Origin of the sequence: Xylanibacter ruminicola (assembly GCF_900107775.1) — a bacterium.
Lineage (GTDB): Bacteria > Bacteroidota > Bacteroidia > Bacteroidales > Bacteroidaceae > Prevotella > Prevotella ruminicola_C.
In genome coordinates this window covers 421487-445873 of record NZ_FNRF01000003.1, presented here as the reverse complement: position 1 = coordinate 445873, position 24387 = coordinate 421487, and the positions used below count along the sequence as shown (strand labels likewise).

17 protein-coding genes and 2 pseudogenes are annotated in these 24387 nt (G+C 49.7%); 14 read left to right on the top strand and 5 right to left on the bottom strand.

Features of this window, described 5'->3' with window-relative positions; genetic code table 11:
• Positions 1-84 precede the first annotated feature (84 nt).
• From BLU97_RS09445 to BLU97_RS16450, 5 genes and pseudogenes are all read left to right on the top strand, one after another.
• Positions 85-1356, top strand: a complete 1272-nt coding sequence (locus tag BLU97_RS09445) for a phosphoglycerate kinase (RefSeq protein ID WP_013065257.1) — start codon at positions 85-87, stop codon at positions 1354-1356.
• 102 nt (positions 1357-1458) lie between these two features.
• Positions 1459-1848 (top strand): hypothetical protein, encoded by a 390-nt coding sequence (locus BLU97_RS09440; protein WP_139208972.1) that lies wholly within the window; start codon positions 1459-1461, stop codon positions 1846-1848.
• Positions 1845-3776 carry a glycoside hydrolase family 97 protein gene (locus BLU97_RS09435; RefSeq protein WP_074761315.1) on the top strand — a complete coding sequence of 644 codons (1932 nt, stop codon included), beginning with the start codon at positions 1845-1847 and terminating at the stop codon, positions 3774-3776. Before BLU97_RS09440 ends, BLU97_RS09435 begins: the two co-directional genes overlap by 4 nt.
• 113 nt (positions 3777-3889) lie before the next feature.
• Positions 3890-5566 (top strand): annotated as a pseudogene (locus BLU97_RS16455) (ABC transporter permease subunit); the annotation flags it as partial.
• Between the two features lie 48 nt (positions 5567-5614).
• Positions 5615-6313: pseudogene (locus BLU97_RS16450) on the top strand (amino acid ABC transporter ATP-binding protein); the annotation flags it as partial.
• Between the two features lie 337 nt (positions 6314-6650).
• Here the strand turns inward: BLU97_RS16450 and BLU97_RS09410 are convergent.
• Positions 6651-7589, bottom strand: coding sequence for a UDP-glucuronic acid decarboxylase family protein (locus BLU97_RS09410; protein ID WP_074761313.1), 939 nt, complete (start codon positions 7587-7589; stop codon positions 6651-6653).
• 131 nt (positions 7590-7720) lie between these two features.
• Between BLU97_RS09410 and BLU97_RS15670 the strand changes: the two genes are divergently transcribed.
• The gene (locus BLU97_RS15670) at positions 7721-8179 is read left to right on the top strand and encodes a glycoside hydrolase family 97 C-terminal domain-containing protein (RefSeq protein WP_254771696.1); all 459 of its coding nucleotides are present in this window, start codon (positions 7721-7723) and stop codon (positions 8177-8179) included.
• 201 nt (positions 8180-8380) lie between these two features.
• Positions 8381-8623, top strand: a complete 243-nt coding sequence (locus BLU97_RS09395) for a hypothetical protein (protein ID WP_074761311.1) — start codon at positions 8381-8383, stop codon at positions 8621-8623.
• Between the two features lie 65 nt (positions 8624-8688).
• Here BLU97_RS09395 and BLU97_RS09390 read toward each other — a convergent pair whose 3' ends face one another.
• From BLU97_RS09390 to mutA, 4 genes are read right to left on the bottom strand one after another with little or no spacing between them, the layout of a single operon-like run.
• Positions 8689-9708 (bottom strand): FAD-dependent monooxygenase, encoded by a 1020-nt coding sequence (locus BLU97_RS09390; RefSeq protein ID WP_074761309.1) that lies wholly within the window; start codon positions 9706-9708, stop codon positions 8689-8691.
• Positions 9705-10757 carry an NAD(P)/FAD-dependent oxidoreductase gene (locus BLU97_RS09385; RefSeq protein ID WP_074761307.1) on the bottom strand — a complete coding sequence of 351 codons (1053 nt, stop codon included), beginning with the start codon at positions 10755-10757 and terminating at the stop codon, positions 9705-9707. The genes BLU97_RS09390 and BLU97_RS09385 overlap by 4 nt, the downstream gene beginning before the upstream one ends.
• Complete coding sequence (scpA, locus tag BLU97_RS09380; RefSeq protein ID WP_074761305.1) at positions 10758-12923, bottom strand: methylmalonyl-CoA mutase; 2166 nt, start codon at positions 12921-12923, stop codon at positions 10758-10760.
• Positions 12924-12942: 19 nt separating this feature from the next.
• Complete coding sequence (gene mutA / locus BLU97_RS09375) at positions 12943-14805, bottom strand: methylmalonyl-CoA mutase small subunit (RefSeq protein ID WP_074761304.1); 1863 nt, start codon at positions 14803-14805, stop codon at positions 12943-12945.
• 229 nt (positions 14806-15034) lie between these two features.
• Between mutA and BLU97_RS09370 the strand changes: the two genes are divergently transcribed.
• From BLU97_RS09370 to uvrA, 7 genes are all read left to right on the top strand, one after another.
• Positions 15035-16726 carry a putative transporter gene (locus BLU97_RS09370; protein ID WP_074761302.1) on the top strand — a complete coding sequence of 564 codons (1692 nt, stop codon included), beginning with the start codon at positions 15035-15037 and terminating at the stop codon, positions 16724-16726.
• A 40-nt stretch (positions 16727-16766) separates the two neighbouring features.
• Positions 16767-17792: an OadG family protein gene (locus BLU97_RS09365; RefSeq protein WP_074761300.1), complete on the top strand. Its 1026-nt coding sequence runs from the start codon at positions 16767-16769 to the stop codon at positions 17790-17792.
• Between the two features lie 5 nt (positions 17793-17797).
• Positions 17798-18250 carry a biotin/lipoyl-containing protein gene (locus BLU97_RS09360; RefSeq protein ID WP_074761489.1) on the top strand — a complete coding sequence of 151 codons (453 nt, stop codon included), beginning with the start codon at positions 17798-17800 and terminating at the stop codon, positions 18248-18250.
• A gap of 30 nt (positions 18251-18280) precedes the next feature.
• Positions 18281-19438 carry a sodium ion-translocating decarboxylase subunit beta gene (locus BLU97_RS09355; RefSeq protein WP_013065095.1) on the top strand — a complete coding sequence of 386 codons (1158 nt, stop codon included), beginning with the start codon at positions 18281-18283 and terminating at the stop codon, positions 19436-19438.
• Positions 19435-20028, top strand: a complete 594-nt coding sequence (locus BLU97_RS09350; protein ID WP_013063361.1) for a response regulator transcription factor — start codon at positions 19435-19437, stop codon at positions 20026-20028. Before BLU97_RS09355 ends, BLU97_RS09350 begins: the two co-directional genes overlap by 4 nt.
• Before the next feature lie 112 nt (positions 20029-20140).
• A complete protein-coding gene (locus tag BLU97_RS09345; protein ID WP_013064280.1) occupies positions 20141-21580 on the top strand; it encodes a tagaturonate reductase in 1440 nt (479 codons plus the stop codon).
• Positions 21581-21586: 6 nt separating this feature from the next.
• A complete protein-coding gene (uvrA, locus tag BLU97_RS09340; RefSeq protein ID WP_074761298.1) occupies positions 21587-24382 on the top strand; it encodes an excinuclease ABC subunit UvrA in 2796 nt (931 codons plus the stop codon).
• Positions 24383-24387 lie beyond the last annotated feature (5 nt).

Here is a 24387-nt window from a genome sequence, read left to right as displayed (position 1 = left end):
TCAATGTTCAATGTTCAATGTTTTTTAGTAACTTTGCAGTCGCATTTTAAAATGAAATTTTTCACATTATTAAATATTTAAATTATGACTATCAACGAATTCAACTTTGCCGGTAAGAAGGCAATCGTACGTGTAGACTTCAACGTACCCCTCGATGAGAATGGTAAGATCACAGACGACACCCGTATCCGTGGTGCCCTGCCTACCCTGAAGAAGATTCTGGCTGATGGTGGTGCTACTATCATCATGAGCCATATGGGTAAGCCCAAAGGTAAGGTAGATGCTAAGAAGTCACTCGGTCAGATCCGCGAGGCTGTTGAGAAGGCTCTGGGTGTTCCCGTTGCTTTCGCTCCCGACTGCGCTAAGGCTGCTGATGCTGCTAAGGCTCTGAAGATGGGTGAGGCTCTGCTGCTCGAGAACCTTCGTTTCTATCCTGAGGAAGAGGGTAAGCCAGTAGGTATCGACAAGGCTGATCCTGCATACGACGAGGCTAAGAAGGCTATGAAGGCCAGCCAGAAGGAGTTTGCTAAGACTCTCGCTTCTTACGCTGACTGCTACGTAATGGATGCCTTCGGTACAGCTCACCGTAAGCACGCTTCTACAGCTGTTATCGCCGATTACTTCGACGCTGACAACAAGATGCTGGGTCTGCTGATGGAGAAGGAGGTTCAGGCTGTTGACGCCGTTCTCTCTAACATCAAGCGTCCTTTCGTTGCCATCATGGGTGGTTCAAAGGTATCTTCTAAGATCGGTATCATCGAGAACCTGCTCGGTAAGGTTGATAAGCTCATCCTCTGCGGTGGTATGACATATACCTTCGCTAAGGCTCACAACGGTGAGATTGGTGATTCAATCGTTGAGCTCGACAAGCTGGATGTAGCTCTCGGTGTTGAGGAGCTGGCTAAGAAGAACGGTGTAGAGCTCGTTCTGGGTTCTGACTGCACCGCTACTAACGGTCTCGACTTCGGCACAATGAGTGTTAAGGAGGGTGCACAGATCATCAACTGCCCTGCTAACAACGTACCTGCTGGTTTCGAGGGTGTTGACGCTGGTCCTGAGAGCCAGAAGGCATTTGCCGAGGCTATCAAGGGTGCTAAGACCATCCTGTGGAACGGTCCTGCTGGTGTATTCGAGTGCGACGCTTTCACCGCTGGTTCACGTGCTATCGGCGACGCTATCGCTGAGGCTACCAAGAACGGTGCATTCTCACTGATTGGTGGTGGCGACTCTGTAGCTTGTGTAAACAAGTTCGGACTTGCTGATCAGGTATCTTACATCTCAACTGGTGGCGGTGCTCTGCTCGAGGCCATCGAGGGTAAGGTTCTCCCTGGCGTAGCTGCTATCAAGGGTGAGTAAAAATCAGACACGATTCGATTTTTTAAATAACCAATCAATGGCCGTTCTGCTTCACAGCAGGCGGCCATTATGCTTTTAACATTCTAACTAAATTTATCAAGTATGAGAAAACTATTTGTATTCCTTGCAATGGCAGCATGCGGCCTATTTACAACCGCAACGCTGAACAGTTGCACTAACGACGACAATGCCATTCAATCCCACGTATTGGCAAAATCAAAGCTTGTAGGCAAGTGGACCGTTTATTACGTTGAAGAGGGTTACGATCAGGATATGATTGGAACCGAATGGTGGTATGGTGCCGATGGCAGTTTCACCAACGTACAAGGCGAGCACTACACAGGTACAGGCACATACGAATGGGATGGCGACCTACTGGTAATGACAATCAACAACATGCCTTGGTCGGCACAAGTCAAGAAAATCACCAACACCGAAATGATATGGTATGGACCCCTCACTGGCAAAACTATCAAACTAAAAAGACAATGAATAAAAGATTTTTAATTATTACTATCCTTGCGGCAGGACTGACCAACACCAGCTGGGCCGACAAACAAGAGAAGCTTGCATCGCCTAACGGCAAAATCGTAGCCAACATCAATATTGGCAAAGAGTTAACTTACAGCGCCTCGTTCAACGGCGAACAGATTCTGAAAGATTGCCCCCTTAGCTTGCAAGTTGGACAGGAATTATTGGGTGTAAACCCAAAGTTAAGCAACACAAAACGTACTAAGATTGATGAGCAGATACGACCTGTAGTGCCTTTAAAACAGGCCGTAGTGCCCAACAAGGCTAATGCCTTAACGCTCAACTTCAAGGGCTACAGCGTAGAGTTCAGAGCCTACGACAACGGGGTGGCCTATCGCTTTATTATAAATAAGAAAGGTGTTGTAGATATCGTAAACGAAGGTATCAACTACCATCTGCCTACAGCCTTCGAGGCTCACATCTCGAAGACTCGCAACTTCAACACCTCGTACGAACAGCCTTACACGCACATCAGCACAGCTCAGTATAAGGCCGATGACGAGATAACCTATCTGCCAGTACTGCTCGAAAGTCCCAAAGGCACCAAGGTACTTATCTCCGAGAGCGATGTGCGCGACTATCCCCACACTTTCCTTAAGAGCACGGGCGCCAATGGTTTTACAGCCGTTCATCCAAAATCGCCCGAAACATGGGAGCCACGTGGCGACCGAGGTTGGACCATCACCAAAGAGCGCAACTGCATTGCCCGTACTAACGGACAGCGCACCCTGCCCTGGCGTTTTGCCGTTATCGGCAGCGATGCCACGATAGCTGCCAACCAGATGGAACTGGTGCTTGGCGGCAAGTGCGAACTGCAGGATGTATCGTGGATTAAGCCCGGACAGGTTAACTGGGACTGGTGGAACCACTGGACAGTATGGGATGTGGACTTTGAGTCGGGCATCAACAACGCCACCTACAAATACATCATCGACACGGCCCAGAAGTTTGGCGTAGAATACGTACTGCTCGACGAAGGCTGGAACAAGCGTGTTGAAGATCCATTTACCTACAGCAATGATATCGACGTGAAAGAATTAGTGGAGTATGGCGCCCCTAAGCAGGTCGGCATCATTCTCTGGCTATCATGGCTCACCGTTGAGCAGCATCCCGACCTTATTAAGCATTACGCCGATATGGGTGTGAAGGGACTGAAGATCGACTTTATGGACCACAGCGACCAGTGGATGGTGAACTTCTACGAGCGCACCGCCCGCGAGTGTGCCAAGCACAAGTTGCTGGTGGATTTCCACGGTTCGTTCAAGCCATCCGGCCTGGAACAGCGCCTGCCCAACCTGATTTCGTACGAAGGTGTGCGTGGCTTGGAACAAGGCGGAGGTTGCCGACCTGAGAACAGTATCTGGCTGCCGTTTATGCGTAATGCCGTTGGTGCAATGGACTTTACACCAGGTTCGATGCAGAACGCTCAGCCCGAGGATAATCACGGCACAGGCTCGTTACCGATGGGAGGAGGAACACGTGCCTATCAGATGGCACTCTACGTGTGCTTTGAGAGCGGACTGCAGATGCTGGCCGACAGTCCTACCCGCTATCTGCGCGAAGAGGCGTGCACCCAATTCATAGCCTCGGTACCCACCACATGGGACGAAACCCGCGTATTGGCTGCCAAGGCAGGCGATTACTACGTAGTAGCCAAGCGCAAAGGTGCAAAATGGTTTGTAGGAGCCATCACAGGCAGCAAGCCTCAGGACATCACTATCAGTCTCGACTTCCTGACTCGTCCTGCCATGCTCACCTCCTTCCGCGACGGACGCAACGCCCATCGCATCGCCGTAGATTACAAAAAGGAGACTCAGGAGGTGAATCCTGCCACCACGCTCACCCTCCATCTGGCACGCAACGGCGGCTGGTGCGGCTCGATAGAATAGCACTAACTAACATTTTAAGATTACATATCTAAAATTATCTCCGCCAAATTTGTTTTTTCCGGATATTCTTTTTACCTTTGTGCCCAAGAAAAAAACAATCTAATATTAATCCTATGAAAAAGAATATCCTAATAGCCGGTAGCCTATTGCTGACAGGCTGTGCCGACATAACAAACAATGTGGCAGAGAGTTTTAATAACAACCTGATTGCAGAAAACCGCTATCAGATGATTCTGGATGGCCTGCAGGTAACACTCATCATCACCCTTTGCGCCACGATTCTCGGCACACTATTAGGCGGACTGGTGTGTTGGATGCGCATGAACCGCCACAAATGGCTGCGACACATAGCCAGCGCGTATATCGACCTGATGCGAGGCACCCCCGTACTGGTGCTGCTCATGCTGATGTACTATGTACTAATGGCGCCAATAGATGCCACTGGCATCGTGGTAGCCATCGTAACCTTTGCCCTGAACACCGCAGCCTACATCAGCGAGATGCTGCGCACCTCCATCCAAGGCATTGACCGAGGACAGACGGAGGCTGGACTGGCATTGGGCTACACACAACGACAAACATTCATCAGAATCATACTGCCACAGGTAGTCAAGGCTGTCATGCCCGTCTATCAGGGCGAGGTAATAAGTCTGCTGAAAGGCACAAGCATCGTGGGCTACATCGCCGTGAACGATATGACACGAGCATCCGACCTGATACGCTCACGCACCTTCGACGCCTTCTTCCCGCTCATCGTCACAGCCATCATCTACTTCCTGATAGCCTGGCTCATCGGCCAACTGCTCACTGCGCTGCTGCAACGACAGCGGACCAAAGCCACAGCTGCAGCCGTCATGCTGACCCTGTCGGGGCTCGTGGCCTACGTGCCTTCGATACTAACAGATGCGCAGGCAACGACAGCAGACACAACCGACGCACCACCAGCCATCAAGGCACTATCGGGCAAGCGCGTAGGTGTCATCATCGGCAGTATCCAAGATATTGCAGTAAGCACGATGGCGCCCGATGCCGACATACTGCGCATGACCACCACCACCGACATGATGGCTGCCCTGGAGAACGGCAAGGTGGATGTGGCAGGCAGCGAGAGCCTCACACTGATATTCAACAAGGAACTGGCTGACAAGGTTGACTCCGTAGGAGCCGGACTTACACCGATTCCTATTGGCGCATGCTTCAACCAGAAAAATACTGAGCTGCAGCAAGACTTCAACAGTTTCCTGGCAGAAATCCGACGCGACGGCACCTATCAGAAAATATTCGACCGCTGGCAGAAATCCGCCAATCCGTCGGCTATGGACATTCCACAGCAGCGCGGCACTGGGCGCACCGTGCGCATAGCCACCTATCCTGCCATGCCTCCCTTCAACTTTATCAACTCCGGCAAACCATCGGGCCTGGAAATCGACCTGCTGACAGAGTGGGCCAACCGCCGCAACTGGCAACTGGAATTCCTGGTAATGGACTTTGCCGCTCAGATACCCGCTGTACAGACAGGCAAGGCCGACATGGCCATGGGTGCCATCAGCATCACCGAAGAGCGACAAAAGCAGGTACTCTTCTCCAATGGCTACATCGAGTCGCACATCGTGCTGATCACACGCAAGAATGAAGCATCAATTATCACGAATCCGTCATACTCTTTCAGCACAGAGCACCCCACGAGCCCCTGGCCGTGGATGGTAGCAATACTTGTCATTGCCGGTAGCGGGGGTTGGTTCATCGTTCGCCGCAAGCGCTACAGCCAGCGGCAGCCTACTACCAACGCACTGGAGCAGCCGAAGGATGAGAAGGAGGCCGTCATCAGCATCGCCCACATGAAGAAGAGCTATGGCACGTTTGATGTGCTGCGCGACATCAACCTTGATGTGCATCGGGGCGAAGTGATCTCTGTCATAGGGCCATCCGGCACAGGTAAAAGCACCTTCCTGCGCTGCCTTAACCTCCTTGAGCAGCCTACTGGCGGGAGCATTCTCATAGGTGGAAAAGACATACTGGAACGCAATGCCGACGTGCCGCTATTACGGCGACGCATGGGTATGGTGTTCCAGTCGTTCAACTTGTTCAATGGCATGTCGGTGCTCGACAATATCTGTCTGGCGCCCATGCAACTGTTAGGAAAAACACGGGAGGAAGCCGAGAAACGCGCTCAGCAACTGCTTGAGATGGTAGGACTGGCCGAGCGTGCCACAGCCATGCCCGAGCAACTTTCCGGCGGACAGAAACAGCGTGTGGCCATAGCCCGCGCACTGGCCATGGAGCCGGAGATATTGCTCTTTGATGAGCCAACCTCAGCCCTCGACCCCACCATGGTGAGCGAGGTGCTGGGCGTAATGACCAAACTGGCACGTGAGGGGATGACGATGATTGTGGTGACACACGAGATGCGATTTGCCCGGCAGGTGAGTAGCCGTGTACTATTCTTTGCCGATGGCGTCATCTATGAGGATGGCACCCCCGACCAACTCTTCGACCATCCGCAGCGCGAACGCACCCGACAGTTCATCCAGCAGATACACGAAATGCACTTCCTCATCGAGACCAAGCAATTCGACTGGTATGCTATGACGGCCCAGATGGAGCAGTTCTGCCTGCATTATAATCTGCAGCGCCAGCAAATCTTTGCGGTGCTACACGTCATCGACGAGACACTGACCATCCTCGGCACTCACCCCAATACACGCCTGACGCTGGCTTATTCTGAACAGGAAGACACGTTACAGTTCATCGTCAATAGTCCTCATGCCGTCGATAGCAGCGTATTCAGCCAAGAAAGTGATGACATAGCTGTGACCATCCTGCGCAACTTCAGCCGCAACATCCATGTAGATGGCAGCACCCTCCGCATCACCATCAAATAAGCACTTTTTGGCGGAAATACGCAATGATATGATCCAGTCCCTCGTCGAGCGACACCTTGGGCTCCCATCCTAATTCACGCTTGGCAAGTGTGATGTCGGGACGGCGCATCTTTGGATCGTCGCTTGGCAGCGGACGGAACACGATCTTACTCTTGCCGCCTATCTTCTGGATGACCTTCTCTGCCAGTTCAAGCATGGTGAACTCGCCTGGATTTCCGAGGTTTACCGGTCCCGTGAAATCATCACCTGTTGCCATCGTGCGAATCATGCCCTCTATCAGGTCGCTCACATACTGGAAAGAGCGTGTCTGCTGACCGTTGCCATAGATGGTGAGATCTTCGCCACGCAGCGCCTGCACCACGAAATTGCTCACCACACGTCCGTCGCTGATAGCCATACGCGGACCATAGGTATTAAAGATACGGATGACCTTGACACGCACCTTGTGCAGTCGGTGGTAGTCGAAAAACAATGTCTCGGCACAGCGCTTACCCTCGTCATAACATGAGCGCAAGCCTATGGGGTTAACATTTCCCCAATAACTCTCGGGCTGTGGGTGGATATTCGGGTCGCCATACACCTCGCTGGTGCTGCTCTGCAGTATCTTTGCCTTGGTGCGACGGGCCAAGCCCAACATGTGGTAGGCACCAAACACGCTGGTCTTGGTGGTCTGTATAGGATCATTCTGATAATAAATAGGTGAGGCGGGACAAGCCAGATTATAAATCTCATCCACCTCGGCCCAGTAGGGATTGATCACATCATGGCGCACCAACTCAAAATTCGGCTTACCAATCAAGTGCCACACATTCTCCTTCGAGCCACTATAGAAATTGTCAAGACAGATTACGTCATGTCCGTCGTTCACGAGTCTTTCACAGAGGTGAGAGCCTATAAACCCTGCTCCACCCGTCACCAGAATTCTTTTCATAAAATTGTTTTATTATAATAGCGACTGCAAAGATACAAAGAAATCCCGACAATTCATTTAGATTGCCGGGATTTTATTCTTTTCCTCAAAAACCTTGGAATAAATCAATCCAATGGTATCACAGGATGGTGATGCCACCCCAGTTTCTTGCCGGCAGGAAACACGTACTTGACAGCCACCAGCTCAGGACGGCCCTGCAGATAGTCGGGCAGTTCTACCCCATCCCAACTCTGACTAGTACGTATCAGTTCGGTACTTACTACTTGCTCCGTTGCAGGATTGCCTCGGTACCCACCACATGGGACGAAACCCGCGTATTGGCTGCCAAGGCAGGTGATTACTACGTAGTGGCCAAACGCAAAGGCACGAAATGGTTTGTAGGAGCCATCACAGGCAGCAAGCCACAGGATATCACCATCAGTCTCGACTTCCTCAATCAGCCAGCCACACTCACCAGTTTCAGCGACGGCCGCAATGCCCATCGCATCGCCGTAGATTACAAAAAGCAAGTGCAGCAAGTAACCCCATCCACCCAACTTACGCTCCATCTGGTACGCAACGGTGGCTGGTGCGGCTCGTTCGAAAAGTAACTTCTTGCATACTGAAAAGCTACTTTTTAGGGACCGAAAAGTTACTTTTTGCTGTGCGAAAACCTACTTTTCGTTGGGGTTACTCAAACGTTTACATAAGATTTTCGAGGGTTAGCGATATAATGTTGGCAGAAAGTATGTACCTTTGCATCTACAAAACAACAAGCTACAAGTCGAAATATAGAATGCGAGACGTGACCTATGAGTAGAGAATTTGTAATTGGAAACCGTTCGAAGAACGAGTGGGTATCGGTTCTGGACACAGACAAGAAAGAACTGGTATTTACTAGTTATTTGGCTCAAGCCAAAGAGTACCAGCAGGAGGAAGACGCTCAGATTAATCTGGCCGAGATCCAGCAAACAGGTTACTTCGGCGATTTGCAAATCTACTTAAAAAAGGATAACAAGGCGTTTATGATTAACGAGCAAGACTCGCTTATTTAATTACAAACTGAAAGAATTAAGCTCCCCCAAAACTGAGGGAGCTTTTTTCTATTTGATAATCACTATCAGGGACGTAAAGTGCGATCGAAGCACCACTTAACAACTGATGGAAAATGACATAGCCAACCCAGAATCTTGATTATTGATGGTTTAAAGAAGAAATGTGCAAAACGCTCTTCTTTCTGCATCTTGGCAAACATATGGGCGTTTACCTCGCGGAAGGGACGACCGTTCGTAATAGCCAGGGCTGCATTGCGGGCTGTCTCGAAAGCGGCCTTAATACCCTCAGAAGTAACACGGTTGGCAAATCCACCTGCATCGCCAATCAAGATAACACGATCGTTCAGAGGATAATCGTTCTTAAGATAAATGTGGCATCCACGTAACTTGGTAACAGGGATATTCTTCTCCTTCAGTATATCGTAGAATGTTTGATAGGTTTGCGCTGTAGCCACATCGGCACCAAAACCGATAGCATCGAATTCGCTGTTAGGGAAACGGTAATAATATCCCCTCAGATTGTACTTACGCGACAATTCCACCTCAATTCTGTTCTCAGGCGCCTTCTTCTCATACTGCTCAAGAATCAGGAAACCATTGTCGTGATTGCCAGTCAGGAAATGGCGCACAGTACTGGTAGAGCCATCGGCACCCACCAGATAACGACAAGCTATCTGCTCGCCCGACTTCAATGTAACTACTAAACCGTCAGACTGTTCGTCGTAGCGAAGGAATGCACCATGAAGGAACTCACCACCTAACGACTTATAGAGCTCAAGCAGCTGGTTGTCGAACACCTTGCGCTTAACAAGACGAAGCTCGGTTTCTGTTGTAAAATCACAACAATGACAGTCTTCAACTGTTAAACGGATGTCACGAATACAGTTGTACTCGTACTTGATGCCAGGAATAAGCTCTTCCAGAAGTTTCCAACACTTTGGCGTGAGTCCGCCACCACACAGTTTATCACGAGGGAATGTAGCATGGTCAATTAGCAAGCACGATACGCCAGCCTTCTTCAACAAATAACCACAAACAGAACCAGCAGGACCGGCTCCGATTATCACTACATCAAACTCTCTCATTTATTTGTAAATTTTTCGCGTTTCATCTTTGTATCGAAGAGCCATTTGATGGCTCCGGGGTGATGCAGGAGTCGGCGAACCAGCCAGAAACCAAAACGGCTAAAGAAGAATTCGTAGACCTTCTGCTGATTCTGCATCTTACGGAACACCTCGCTATTGGTGTCCTTGAATGATTTGTTTTCAATGATGGCTCGACTGGCATTATAGGCCGTCTTGAAAGCATCGTAAAGGCCCTCGCCAGTAAGTTTGTTGGGGAATCCGCCTGCATCGCCGATAAGGATAACATTATCAGTAGGCGAACAAACCGTCTTGAGCGGGATGTATGCTCCACGAACATTTCCCTCGGGCACCTGAAACTTGGTGAGCGTATCGCGGAACTTACCCAGATGGCGCGGATAGTCCTCGTTGGTATCGGCAGAGGCAAAGCCATACATGTCGCGCCCATTGCTTGAGAAACGATAGAATACACCTGGTTTGTACTGATGCGAGAAATGTACATACACATCGTCGTGATGATTGCCATCTACGTAATACTCAAGGAAAAGTGCATGACGCTTCATATCAACCGGTCCTGCTATCTGGCGACGGATACGGCTGTTACCACCATCGGCGGCCACAAGATATTTACACAGGAACTCTTCACCCGACTTCAGACGTACGAGCACATGTCCATCGTCCTGCTGTTTAAAGCGAGCGAACGAGCCCTTTATTAACTCACCGCCAGCTTGTTTGTAATACTGAAGCAGAGAATTATCGAAATCCTTGCGCAACGTCATGCGGATGGGATATTCGGCATTAAACTCGCACACGGCATCGTTCTCGAACTGGAGACGAATGCGGTTTATGGGACGGAAATCGTAAGAAAGTCCTGGCAGAAGCGAATCAAGCAGTCGCCACGCCTTAACCGTCAATCCTCCACCACAAACCTTGTCGCGCGGGAAATCAGCATGATCTACAATCACGCAGTCAACCCCAGCCTGCTTCAATAAGCTACCACAAACGGAGCCGGCAGGACCGGCTCCGATTATCACTACATCTACTTTTTTCATTTATTCTTTGTCTAACAATATCTTCATCATCTGGATGGCCGAATACGGAATCGGGGTACCAGGACCGAAGATACAGGCCACACCTGCCTTGTAGAGGAAGTCGTAATCCTGAGCAGGAATAACACCTCCGGCAGTTACCATGATATCATCACGCCCCAACTTCTTCAGTTCCTCGATGAGCTGAGGAATGAGCGTTTTATGACCAGCAGCGAGCGACGAGGCACCAACAATGTGCACATCGTTCTCAACGGCCATACGAGCAGCCTCCTCAGGAGTCTGGAACAGCGGTCCCATATCCACGTCGAAGCCACAGTCGGCATAACCTGTTGCCACTACCTTAGCACCACGGTCGTGACCGTCCTGCCCCATCTTGGCAACGAAGATACGTGGACGTCGACCTTCCTTCTGAGCAAACTCGTCGGTAAGCTTCTTAGCCTCCTCGAATTCCTTATCGTTCTTAGATTCTGAACTATACACGCCTGAAATTGTTCTGATTACTGCTTTATAACGGCCCACGATCTCTTCGCAGGCATCTGAAATCTCACCCAGAGTACAACGAAGCTGAGCGGCCTTTACAGCCAGATCGAGCAGGTTGTTCTCACTCTTGCGACCTTCCTTGAAGTCGCGTACACACTCGGTGATAGCCTTGAGTGCAGCCTGACAAGCGGCCTCGTCGCGGGTAGAACGAACCTCCTTCAGGCTCTCTTCCTGCTGCTTGCGTACAGCGGTGTTATCAACCTCGAGGATATCGATAGGATCCTCGTGCTCCAAACGGTACTTGTTGGTACCTACGATGGTTTGCACGCCACTATCGATACGAGCCTGAGTACGGGCAGCAGCCTCCTCGATACGCATCTTAGGCAGACCTGTCTCGATAGCCTTAGCCATACCACCCAGTTTTTCAATCTCCTGGATATGCTCCCAAGCCTTGTGAACCAACTCGTTGGTCAGGGTCTCAACATAATAAGAACCAGCCCATGGGTCGATCTGCTTGCACACCTTTGTCTCGTTCTGGATATAGATCTGGGTGTTACGAGCAATACGAGCCGAGAAGTCGGTAGGCAGAGCGATAGCCTCATCAAGCGCATTGGTGTGCAGCGACTGGGTATGACCCAGCACAGCAGCCATAGCCTCGATACAGGTACGACCTACGTTATTGAATGGGTCCTGCTCGGTGAGCGACCAACCAGATGTCTGCGAGTGGGTACGGAGAGCCAAAGACTTAGGATTCTTAGCACCGAAGCTCTTCACGATCTTAGCCCACAACAAACGGCCTGCACGCATCTTGGCAATCTCCATGAAGTGGTTCATACCGATGGCCCAGAAGAAGCTGAGACGAGGTGCAAAAGCATCCACATCGATACCGGCATTCACACCCGTACGCAGGTAGTCCATGCCATCGGCCAAGGTGTAAGCCAGCTCGATATCGGCAGTAGCACCAGCCTCCTGCATGTGATAACCCGAGATAGAGATGCTGTTGAACTTAGGCATCTTCTGCGAGGTGTACTCGAAGATATCAGCGATAATCTTCATCGAGAATGCAGGTGGATAGATATAGGTGTTACGCACCATGAACTCCTTCAGAATATCGTTCTGAATGGTTCCAGCCATTTCCTCGAGCTGAGCGCCCTGCTCCAGTCCGGCTACGATATAGAACGCCAGAATAGGCAGCACGGCACCGTTCATGGTCATCGAGACAGACATCTTATTCAAGGGGATACCGCTGAAGAGCACCTTCATGTTCTCCTCGTTACAGATTGATACACCAGCCTTACCTACATCGCCCACTACACGAGCGTTATCGGGGTCGTAACCACGGTGTGTAGGCAGGTCGAAAGCTACAGAAAGACCTTTCTGACCCGAAGCCAAGTTACGGCGATAGAAGGCATTCGACTCCTCGGCAGTAGAGAATCCGGCATACTGACGGATAGTCCAAGGCTTGAAGGGGTACATCATCGAATACGGACCACGCAGATAGGGAGGGATACCAGCTGTAAAGTCGAGGTGCTCCATACCCTCAAGGTCTTCCTTTGTATAAACCGGACGAACCTCGATGTGCTCTGGGGTTTTCCAGTTGGCCTCTATACCATTATCTTTAATCCACTTGGCACCATCCTGAGCCTTGATGCCTGCATAGATATCAATATCTTTAAACTGTTTACGCATAATTCAAGTCTCCTATTCTTTAAATACCAAGTTTCTGATTATATTCTTTCAAAGTCTCGAGCACGTTGCACTTTACATGTACAAAGTTCTCGATGCCAGCAGCCTTCAAATCGTCCATGCAAGCAGGTGCACCAGCTACCACAAACATGGCGCGACCATTAAGATACTTGAAGGCAGGGATAGCGTACTCGGCATACTCGTCGTCGCTCGAGCAGATAACCACGATATCGGCCTTAGCCTCTAAAGCGGCATCAACACCCTCTTCAACGGTCTTGAATCCAAGGTTATCAATCACCTTATAGCCAGCACAAGCCAGGAAGTTGCACGAGAACTGTGCACGAGCCTGACGCATGGCCAGATTACCAATAGTAAGCATAAAGGCTGTAGGCACCTTAGTCTCCTCGGTATGTATGCGGAGATTCTCGAAGTCGGCAGCCAGGCGGGTACTTTCAATACCCTTAAAGGCTACAGTCTCCTCGCCATGATGGTGCACGCCGCCACAACCGCAATGGTGTTTGTAGGCACGCTTGTTCTCGCTCTTCTCGGTGAAGTTCGGGAACTGGTTGGTACCCAGCAGGAACTCTTTACGCTTGGCAGCATCGCCATGACGCTTAATGTTGGTAGCGTTGATATCGTCCTGAATGGTTCCAGCCTTGATAGCAGCGAGGAATCCACCCTCGTCTTCAACCTTCAGGAATATCTTCCAAGCCTCGGTAGCCAGCGCATCAGTCAGGTGTTCGATATAATACGAACCAGCTGATGGATCTACGATACGATCGAAATGGCTCTCCTCCTTAATCAGCAGCTGCTGGTTGCGGGCGATACGCTCTGAGAAGTCGGTTGCCTCCTCGTAAGGTGCATCGAATGGTGTTACCACCATCGAGTGAACACTACCCAGGGCGGCACTCATAGCCTCGGTCTGCGAACGCAGCAGGTTCACATAGCTGTCGAACAGTGTCTGGTTATAAGTAGAGGTGGTGGCGTTGATAATCATCTTGCAAGCGCAGTCGCACTTAGGCTCGTACTGCTTTACAATCTGAGCCCACAGCAAACGGGCGGCACGGAACTTGGCAATCTCCATGAAATAGTTCTCGCTAACACCCATATTAAACTTGATGCTCTTAGCAGCCAGATCAACATCCACACCAGCATCTACAAGCTGCTGCAGATACTCGTTACCCCAAGCCAAAGCATAACCCAACTCCTGAACGATGTAGGCACCTGCATTGTTAAGTGCATCGCTATGAACGGTAATGCTGCGGAAATTGGGATACTCCTTGAGCGACTCGGCCAGCTTAGGACCAAAGGCAAGCACAGGTGTTACATCCTTACCCGTCATCACAATCTTCTTCATGGGATCCCACTCAATCGAGCCTACTATCTTTTCCTTGTCGTACCCCTTCTTGGTCCAATAAGTCTTCAGGATTTCGGCCAGTTCGAGCGAATGGCGCTGACAGGTAGAGAAGTTAACCTCTACGCACTCGCAGTAAATGCCATCGAGCAATGTCTCGATAGTATCCATCGAAACCAGCTTTCCAGGAATATGGAAACCTAATGAGTCGATACCCTTGTTCAGGATGTCGAGTGCCTTGGCGTTAGCAGCCTTTGGGTCGGCAGCCTCGATATTCTGGCGCACATACCACTCGTTCGAATCCTTTTTATTGCCACGTACAAATGGAAACTCGCCTGGCAAGGCATCTGGGGTTTTCAAATTGGCCAGATCCTCACGGCGATAGAAGGGTTGTACGTTAAAACCTTCGTTTGTTCTCCATACCAAGCGTTTCTGAAAATCAGCACCTTTCAGGTCTACCTCGATCTTGTCGAGCCATTCCTGTTTGGTAGGGGCTGTGAACTCGGTAAAGAGTTTCTCTTTGTTTGCCATAGATTTGATACGTTTAATTATTATATAAGTAATGTTTTAAGTTTATTCTTAACAGAGGACAAAGATACAACATTTTTGCTCAAAACGGCATTTTGAAGTGTGAAAGAAATAAAAAAACACTATTTATACGAAATTTGATGCACAAAAATGATAAAGATGAGCATTTTTTAACTACCTTTGCAGTCGAATTTGAGATATTTTAAAGAATAGGTATTATTTAGAATTATTTATGGAATCATTTCAGTGGTTAAGTGACCTTTTTACGACGACAGACTCGGTAGCGCACATTACGCTACTCTACGCTATTGTGATAGCGATTGGTGTTTATTTAGGAAAAATTAAGTTTTTTGGTGTTTCACTGGGCGTAACCTTTGTGCTTTTTGCAGGTATTCTGGCCGGACACATTGGCTTTACTGCTCCTACTCCCATTCTTACATTCGTACAGGACTTCGGACTGATACTCTTTGTATTCATGATCGGTCTGCAGGTTGGTCCTGGATTCTTCGAAAGCTTTGGTACACAGGGCATTAAGCTTAATGCGATGGCTGCCACAGCTATCCTGCTTAACATCCTGGTTATGTTCGGCTGCTACTACATTTTCTTCGACACTAACAATACCAACAACCTGCCTATGATGGTTGGTACACTGTATGGTGCCGTAACTAACACCCCTGGACTTGGTGCTGCCAACGAGGCACTCTCGACTGTATTCGGAGGCAACGCTCCACAGATTGCATCGGCCTATGCCTGCGCTTACCCACTTGGTGTGCTGGGTATTATCGGTGCCATTATATTAGTAAGGTATATCTGCAAGGTTAAGCTGGATAACGAAGAGAAGGATCTTGAGGCGCTGGACGAGACCAACGCTAACAAGAAGCCTTACAAGATGCACCTTGAGGTAACAAACAAATACTTGGAGGGAAAGACTCTGCTGCAGGTTCACGACTTCCTGAACCGCGACTTCGTAGTATCACGTCTGGTACACGAGGGTGAACTGTTTATCCCTAACCGTGATACCATCTTCCACCTGGGCGACCAGATGCTGATAGTATGTGCCGAGGCCGATCAGGAGGCTATCACCGCCTTTATCGGTCCTAAGCTCGACATCGACTTTGAGCAGCAGGATCAGCCTATGGTTTCAAAGCGTATTGTTATTACCAATCCTAAGGTTAACGGTAAGACACTGGCATCGCTGCACTTCTCGAGTGTGCATGGTGTTAACGTAACCCGCGTAACCCGTCATGGTATGGACATCTTCGCATCTCCCACCCTGCCCCTGCAGGTAGGCGACCGCATCATGGTTGTTGGTCCTGAGGACGCTGTTGACAACGTGGCTGGTAAGATGGGTAACTCAATCCGCCGTTTGGACGCACCAAACATCGCCACTATCTTCGTGGGTATCTTTATCGGACTTATCTTCGGTATGTTCCCAGTAGCTATTCCTGGCATGCCTGTACCTGTTAAGTTAGGTTTGGCTGGTGGTCCACTTATCATCGCTATTCTGATTGGCCGTTATGGCTATAAGATACATCTGGTAACCTATACCACCACATCGGCTAACATGATGCTGCGTGAGATTGGTTTGGTGCTCTTCCTGGCATCGGTAGGTATCAAGGCTGGAGCCGGGTTCTTTGAGACTGTGGTTCAGGGCGACGGACTGCTCTATGTGCTCACAGGTTTCCTCATCACCATCATCCCCATCCTGATTGTAGGCCCACTGGCTCGCTGGAAGTTTGGCTTCAACTACTTCACGTTGGCTGGTATGATTGCCGGTACCTATACCGATCCCCCCGCACTGGCATATGCCAACAGCATCTGCTCTAAGGAAGCTCCTGCTCTGGGCTACTCAACGGTTTATCCGCTGGCTATGTTCCTCCGCATCTTCACAGCGCAGATTGTGGTATTGTTCTTCTGCGGCTAACGGAGGTAACAATAAACTTATATAATAATTTACCAACAAAATGAAGAAAACCAAAATCCTGCTCAGCGGCATATTGCTGGCCAGCGCCACGGCGATGATGGCTCAAGGAGCCAAGAACATTCGCATTAACGAGGTGCTGACCAACAATACCGCCAGCATTCAGGATGATTACGGACAAAACCACGCATGGATAGAGTTGGAGAACACCTCGTTCACTACCTATAACGTGCGTGGTATGTATTTTACTACTGATCGTTCCGTACTCGATCCAAAGATGAGTGTGCCTGAACGCATCAAGCGCATGAGTGTTATCCCCAGTGGCGATCCTCGTACGCAGATAGGCGGGCATCAGCACCTAATCTTCTACTGCAACGCTAACCCTGCACAGAGTAAGTTGCACCTCTCGCTCAACGTTCCCTTGTCGGAGCCCCTTTGGTTGGGATTCTACAACGGAAATGCCACCGAACTTATCGACTCAGTAACCATCCCTGCTTTGGCTGCCGATCAGAGCTATGCTCGACAGAACGCCAAATCGTGGGCTGTAAAATCGGCTGAGAACGTAACACCTGGCATTGAGAACTTTATCAAGACCGATGAGACCAAGGACGCTTATCTGAAGCGCGAAGACCCACACGGATTCGGCATTACACTGCTGGCCATGGGCATCGTGTTCTTCTGTCTGGCAGTACTCTTCGTATTCTTCTGGGTATTCGGACTCATTATGCGTAATATCGAGATGGCCAAGAAGGTGGCAAACACCCAGCCCATCAAACCCATTACCAAAACTGTTGAGGTTACCCACGACCTGGCACATGCCACAGGTAATATTCTACAGGATGGTTTGAAGACCAAGGGTATAGACAAGGAGGTTTACATAGCCGTTATATCTATGGCCCTGAAACAGTATCAGGATGATGTTCACGATGTTGAGAGTGGTATCATTACCATCAAGGCTCGTGAAACAGGATGGAGCGACGAAGGCAGTCAGATGACACACTTCTCGAAGCCCGTTATCCCAACATCACATAATGCACCCAAAATTCCAACAACCCCAGAAATCCGTTGAACAATATGAATAAGTATCAGTATAAAGTACAAGGCGTTGATTACGACGTAGAGATAGAAGAAGTGGAGGGCAACGTAGCCAAAGTAGTAGTAAATGGCGTACGTTTCGACGTTGAGCTGAAGCAACCCATCAACCCCACAAGTACACTCAAGAAGGTTCGCGTAGAAGCACCTAAGACAGTGGCTCGTCCTTCGGTAGCCCCTGCAGCTGCACCCGCAGCCGAAAAGCCTGTAGCCGCTGGCTCAGGTCAGGCCATTAAGGCACCACTACCAGGCACCATCATCGATGTGAAGGTGAACGTAGGCGACACCGTTAAGCAGGGCGACGTAGTGCTGGTACTCGAAGCAATGAAGATGCAGAACAACATCGAGAGCGAGTACTCAGGCACTGTAACATCAATCACCGTAAAAGCCGGTGAAAGCGTGATGGAAGGCTCTGTTCTACTCACCATAGGTTAGTTGACATTTGATAATTGAAAGTTGACAATTATGGATTTAGGACAGTTTATCATACAGAACTTTCATGAGTTCCTTACCTACACGGCCTTTGCCAATGCAACGGTAGGAAACCTGATCATGATTGCTGTGGGAGCCTTCTTTATCTGGCTTGCCATCAAGAAAGACTTTGAGCCATTGCTGCTCGTCCCCATCGGACTTGGCATCATTCTTGGCAATATTCCCTTCCGCGCTGATGCAGGACTTGAGATAGGACTTTACGAGGATAACTCTGTGCTTAACATCTTCTATCAAGGTGTGCGCCAGGGCTGGTATCCACCACTTATCTTCTTGGGCATTGGTGCCATGACCGACTTTACAGCCCTGTTGGCTAATCCCAAATTAATGCTGATTGGCGCTGCAGCACAGTTTGGTATTTTTGGTGCCTATATGGTGGCCTTGGCTATGGGATTCGAGCCCTCGCAGGCTGCTGGTATCGCCATCATCGGTGGTGCCGACGGTCCTACCGCCATCTTCCTCAGCTCAAAGCTGTCGCCCAACCTGATGGGAGCTATCGCCGTTTGTGCCTACTCGTACATGGCGTTGGTACCCGTTATCCAGCCATTCATCATGCGCTTGCTCACCACCGATAAGGAGCGCGTTATCAAGATGAAGCCTGGTCGCGAGGTATCACAAACAGAGCGCATTCTGTTCCCCATCATCGGCTTGTTGCTCACCACCTTCATCGTACCATCGGGCCTGCCCTTGCTGGGTATGCTGTTCTTTGGTAACCTGCTGAAGGAGAGTGGCAAGACCACCCGTTTGGCAAAGACTGCTGGTGCCGCACTCAACGACATCGTTGTAATGCTGTTAGGTTTAACCGTTGGTTGCTCAACACAGGCCAGCGAGTTCCTCACCTTCAACACCATCAAGATTTTTGCCCTTGGTGCTATGGCCTTTATGATTGCCACCGCATCGGGTGTTTGCTTTGTTAAGCTGATGAACCTGTTCCTGCCCGAAGGCAAGAAACTGAACCCGCTGATTGGTAACGCCGGCGTAAGCGCCGTACCAATGGCAGCACGTATATCTAACAACCTCGGTCTGGAGTACGACCGTCACAACTTCCTGCTCATGCACGCCATGGGTCCTAACGTAGCTGGTGTGATTGGTTCGGCTGTAGCCGCTGGTGCATTATTAGGATTCTTATCATGAACAATAGACCCAAGATAGCTATCATCGACCCCAATACCCTCTCGGCATTGGGGTTGAAGGCTATTCTCCAGAACGTCATGCCCATCATGACGGTTGACATATTCGGATCGTTATCAGAACTTCAAGCCAACGAACCCGAGAGTTATTTCCACTACTTTACTGCCATGTCGGTAGTGGTGGAGAACATGGCATTCTTTACAGAGAACAAGCGCAAAACTATCGTGCTCACGTTGTCGCTCGACACCATGTCGCAACTGTCAGATTTTAAATGTCTGTGTGTAAACGTGCCCGAACCCGAGTTGGTACGCTCGTTACTGATGCTGGAGCAGCACGCTCATGGCAAAGGCGAGCATCTGCCACCCATGCCAGCTATCTTGAGTCAGAAAATCCTGTCGGATCGCGAAATCGAAGTGATGTCGCTGATTGTACAGGGATATATCAACAAGGAGATTGCCGACAAGCTGAACATCGGCTTGGCAACGGTGATTACCCATCGCAAGAACATCATGGACAAACTGGGCATGAAGAGTGTTTCGGCACTTACCATCTATGCCGTGATGCATGGCTATGTTGACATCAACAAAATTTAGCGCAAAGGTTTTCGTGGTTTTTTAGGAATTTAGTATCCTCAAATTTGGAAGTATCACAAAATTCGCCTATCTTTGCACTCGCAAATAATAACAATTAAAACAATATTTAGAAATGAAACCACTAAACAAACAGTTTGCTCCTAAGAGCGTTATGCCTGAAAAGGTTATTCAGTTTGGCGAAGGAAACTTCCTCCGTGCATTTGTTGATTGGATTATCTGGAACATGGACCAGAAGACCGACTTCAACGGTTCGGTTGTTGTGGTTCAGCCTATCGAGAAAGGTATGGTTGACTGGCTGAATGCTCAGGACTGTCTGTACCATGTAAATCTGCAGGGTCGCGAGAACGGCAAGCCCGTTAACACCCTGGAGCGTATTGATGTGATTAGTCGTGCTTTGAACCCATATACCCAGAATGCCGCTTTCATGGCTCTGGCCGATCAGCCTGAGATTCGTTTCGTTATCTCGAACACAACCGAGGCTGGTATTGCTTTCGATCCCTCATGCAAACTCGAGGATGCACCTGCAAGCAGCTACCCAGGTAAGCTGGTTCAGCTGTTGTACCGTCGTTATCAGACTTTCAACGGCGACAAGACCAAGGGACTGATTATCTTCCCTTGCGAGCTGATTTTCCTGAACGGCCACGTGCTCAAGGATTGCATCTATAAGTATATCGAACTTTGGAACCTTGGCGACGACTTCAAGAAATGGTTCGAGGAGGCTTGTGGCGTATATGCTACCCTCGTTGACCGTATCGTACCAGGATTCCCACGCAAGGAGATTGCCGAGATTCAGGAGAAGATTTCGTATCGCGACAACCTGGTTGTACAAGCCGAGAACTTCCACCTGTGGGTAATCGAGGCACCAAAAGAGGTTGCCGAGGAGTTCCCCGCTGACAAGGCTGGCTTGCACGTACTCTTTGTACCATCAGAGGAGCCCTACCACAAGCGTAAGGTTACCCTGCTGAATGGCCCTCACACCGTATTGAGCCCTGTAGCATTCCTGAGTGGTGTTAACATCGTACGCGATGCCTGCAACCACGAGGTAATCGGCAAATATATCCACAAAGTTCAGTTTGAAGAGCTGATGCAGACACTCGACCTGCCTATGGACGAGCTCGAGAAGTTTGCCGGCGACGTACTGGAGCGTTTCGACAACCCATACGTTGATCATCAGGTAACCAGCATCATGCTGAACTCATTCCCCAAGTTCCAGGCTCGCGATCTGCCCGGTGTAAAGACATTCCTGGAGCGCAAGGGCGAGCTGCCTAAGGGATTGGTATTCGGTCTGGCTGCTATCATCACCTACTACAAGGGTGGTAAGCGCGAGGATGGCGTTGAGATTGTACCAAACGACGACCAGAAGATTATGGACCTGCTGAAGGAGCTCTGGGCAACAGGCGACACACAGAAGGTTACCGATGGTGTGCTGGGCGCCGAGTTCATCTGGCAGGAGGACCTGAACAAGGTTCCTGGTCTGAACGCTATGGTGAAGCAGGATCTCGACCTCATTAAGAGCGTAGGCATGCTCGAGGCCGTGAAGAGTATTCTTTAATAATGAATGAGTGATTCAATAGAGATAAAAGGGGCACGCGTTAATAACCTTAAGAATATTGACGTAAAAATTCCCCGAAACCAATTTGTTGTGATTGCCGGAGTCAGTGGCTCCGGCAAATCATCTTTGGCCTTCGACACATTGTATGCCGAAGGCCAACGCCGTTATGTAGAGAGTTTGTCGAGCTATGCCCGACAGTTCCTTGGAAGAATGAACAAACCTGAGTGTGATTTCATTCGCGGCATACCGCCTGCCATCGCTATCGAGCAGAAGGTAATATCAAGGAATCCACGAAGCACCGTGGGCACCAGCACAGAAATTTACGAGTATCTACGATTGCTATTTGCCCGCATAGGTCACACCTATTCGCCCATCAGTGGTTGCGAGGTGAAGAAGCACTCTACCGAGGATGTGGTACAGAAAATGCTTGAGTTCTCGAAAGGCACCCGATTCGTAGTGATGGCACCCATCCATCTGCGCGAGGGGCGCTCTATGGAGCAACAGCTTAAGACCTACCAGTTGGAAGGTTATGCCCGCATCTACGTAAACAATGATTTCCAACGAATAGATGATTATCTGGCAGTAGGAAAGTTCGACGACGAAAATATCTACCTAGTAATCGACCGCATGAGCGTAGATGATACCAAGGATGTGATTGCCCGTTTGGTTGACTCAGCCGAAACTGCTTTCTACGAAGGTCATGGTGAGTTGCGCTTGTTATTCCCACCTACCATCTTCTACGATTTCTCGATGAAGTTTGAGGCTGATGGCATGACCTTTGAGGAGCCTACCGACCAGATGTTCTCGTTCAACTCGCCAGCAGGAGCCTGTCCTGAGTGTCAGGGCTTTGGACGTATTGTTGGTATCGACGAGAAATTAGTCATCCCCAACACCACCTTATCTGTTTACGATGGTTGTGTAGTTTGCTGGCATGGCGAGAAAATGAAAGAGTGGCTCGACTGGTTCTGTCGTCACGCGGCCAAAGATGATTTCCCCATTTTTGAGCCTTACATGAACCTGACTCAGAAACAGAAGGACTGGCTATGGCACGGACTGCCCTCGGATAAAGGCAAGAAGGAACGTCCATGTATCGATGCCTTCTTCGAGATGGTTCAGGAGAATCAGTACAAAATACAATACCGTGTGATGCTGGCACGCTATCGTGGCAAGACCACTTGTCCCAAGTGTCATGGCACACGCCTAAAGCCCGAGGCCGATTACGTGAAGATAGGCGGGCGCAGCATTACCGACCTGGTACAAATGCCTGTGGTAAAGGTAAAGGAATGGTTTGATCGCTTGGAGCTCGACCAGCACGATGCCGAGATTGGTAAGCGCCTGCTAACAGAAATCAAGAGTCGTCTGCAGTTCCTGCTCGATGTGGGTCTGGGTTATCTTACCCTCAACCGACTGTCGAACTCGCTCTCGGGTGGTGAGAGTCAGCGTATCAACCTGTGTACATCGTTGGGTAGTTCGCTGGTTGGCTCGTTGTATATCCTCGACGAGCCCAGCATTGGCTTGCACTCGAGAGATACCGATCGTTTGATTCACGTACTGAAAGAGCTGCAATCGTTAGGTAATACGGTGGTAGTAGTAGAGCACGACGAGGATATTATGCGCGCAGCCGACCACCTGATAGATATTGGTCCTGATGCTGGACGCCTGGGTGGTGAGGTTGTGTTTGATGGCGATGCCAAAGAGGTAAACGAAGCCTCGCTCACCAAATGGCCTAAGAGCTACACCGTAAAATACCTGTTGCATCAGGAAGAGATTCCTGTGCCCCCATCGCGTCGCCCTTGGAACAGATTCATCACCATCAAAGGTGCACGTATGAACAACCTGAAGGGTATCGATGTAAAGATACCTCTCAACGTGATGACGGTGGTAACAGGTGTTTCAGGTTCTGGTAAGTCGAGCCTCATCAAAGGCATCTTGTATCCTGCTATGCGACGCCGCATTGGCGAAGCTTGCGATGCACCAGGCGAATATCTGGGACTGGATGGCGATGTAGAGGCTATCAAGCATATTGAGTTTGTAGATCAGAACCCCATAGGCAAGAGCACACGCTCTAACCCTGCTACTTATGTGAAGGCTTACGATGCTATTCGCGATCTGTACGCCCAGCAGCCACTGGCCAAACAAATGGGCTTTACGCCACAATACTTCTCGTTCAACACCGATGGTGGACGCTGCGAGGAGTGTAAGGGCGCAGGTACCATCACGGTAGAGATGCAGTTTATGGCCGACTTAGTGCTGGAGTGCGAGGCGTGTCATGGTCATCGCTTTAAGAAGGAGATTCTGGATGTAAACTATCGTAGCAAGAGTGTTGACGATGTGCTGAACATGACTATCTCAGAGGCTATCACCTTCTTCGAAGAGGGTGGCGAGAACGTCATCGTAAAGCGTTTGAAGACGCTCGAGGATGTGGGCTTAGGCTACATCAAACTGGGACAGAACTCATCGTCGCTCTCTGGTGGTGAGAACCAGCGTGTAAAGTTGGCCTACTTTATCGGACAGGAGAAACAGGAGCCCACGCTCTTTATCTTCGATGAGCCTACCACAGGTCTGCATTTCCACGATATACAACGCCTGCTGAAAGCCTTCGAGGCCCTGATAGCACGAGGCCATACCATCCTGATTATTGAGCACAACATGGAGGTCATCAAATGTGCCGACCATGTGATAGACTTAGGACCAGATGGTGGCGATAAGGGTGGTAACCTAGTGATAGCAGGAACGCCTGAACAAGTGGTGGCATGCAAAGAGAGTCTGACAGGTAAATACCTGAAAGAAAAACTGGAATAAAAAGA

Bases quoted from the DNA above. Each gene is read 5' to 3' on its own strand.
- BLU97_RS09440 (WP_139208972.1), top strand. From the start codon at position 1,459: ATGAGAAAACTATTTGTATTCCTTGCAATGGCAGCATGCGGCCTATTT.
- BLU97_RS09370 (WP_074761302.1), top strand. From the start codon at position 15,035: ATGGAATCATTTCAGTGGTTAAGTGACCTTTTTACGACGACAGACTCG.
- BLU97_RS09355 (WP_013065095.1), top strand. From the start codon at position 18,281: ATGGATTTAGGACAGTTTATCATACAGAACTTTCATGAGTTCCTTACC.
- BLU97_RS09445 (WP_013065257.1), top strand. From the start codon at position 85: ATGACTATCAACGAATTCAACTTTGCCGGTAAGAAGGCAATCGTACGT.
- scpA (WP_074761305.1), bottom strand. From the start codon at position 12,923: ATGCGTAAACAGTTTAAAGATATTGATATCTATGCAGGCATCAAGGCT.
- BLU97_RS09365 (WP_074761300.1), top strand. From the start codon at position 16,767: ATGAAGAAAACCAAAATCCTGCTCAGCGGCATATTGCTGGCCAGCGCC.
- BLU97_RS09360 (WP_074761489.1), top strand. From the start codon at position 17,798: ATGAATAAGTATCAGTATAAAGTACAAGGCGTTGATTACGACGTAGAG.
- mutA (WP_074761304.1), bottom strand. From the start codon at position 14,805: ATGGCAAACAAAGAGAAACTCTTTACCGAGTTCACAGCCCCTACCAAA.
- BLU97_RS09395 (WP_074761311.1), top strand. From the start codon at position 8,381: ATGAGTAGAGAATTTGTAATTGGAAACCGTTCGAAGAACGAGTGGGTA.
- BLU97_RS09435 (WP_074761315.1), top strand. From the start codon at position 1,845: ATGAATAAAAGATTTTTAATTATTACTATCCTTGCGGCAGGACTGACC.
- uvrA (WP_074761298.1), top strand. From the start codon at position 21,587: ATGAGTGATTCAATAGAGATAAAAGGGGCACGCGTTAATAACCTTAAG.
- BLU97_RS09385 (WP_074761307.1), bottom strand. From the start codon at position 10,757: ATGAAAAAAGTAGATGTAGTGATAATCGGAGCCGGTCCTGCCGGCTCC.
- BLU97_RS09350 (WP_013063361.1), top strand. From the start codon at position 19,435: ATGAACAATAGACCCAAGATAGCTATCATCGACCCCAATACCCTCTCG.
- BLU97_RS09390 (WP_074761309.1), bottom strand. From the start codon at position 9,708: ATGAGAGAGTTTGATGTAGTGATAATCGGAGCCGGTCCTGCTGGTTCT.
- BLU97_RS09410 (WP_074761313.1), bottom strand. From the start codon at position 7,589: ATGAAAAGAATTCTGGTGACGGGTGGAGCAGGGTTTATAGGCTCTCAC.
- BLU97_RS15670 (WP_254771696.1), top strand. From the start codon at position 7,721: ATGCCACCCCAGTTTCTTGCCGGCAGGAAACACGTACTTGACAGCCAC.
- BLU97_RS09345 (WP_013064280.1), top strand. From the start codon at position 20,141: ATGAAACCACTAAACAAACAGTTTGCTCCTAAGAGCGTTATGCCTGAA.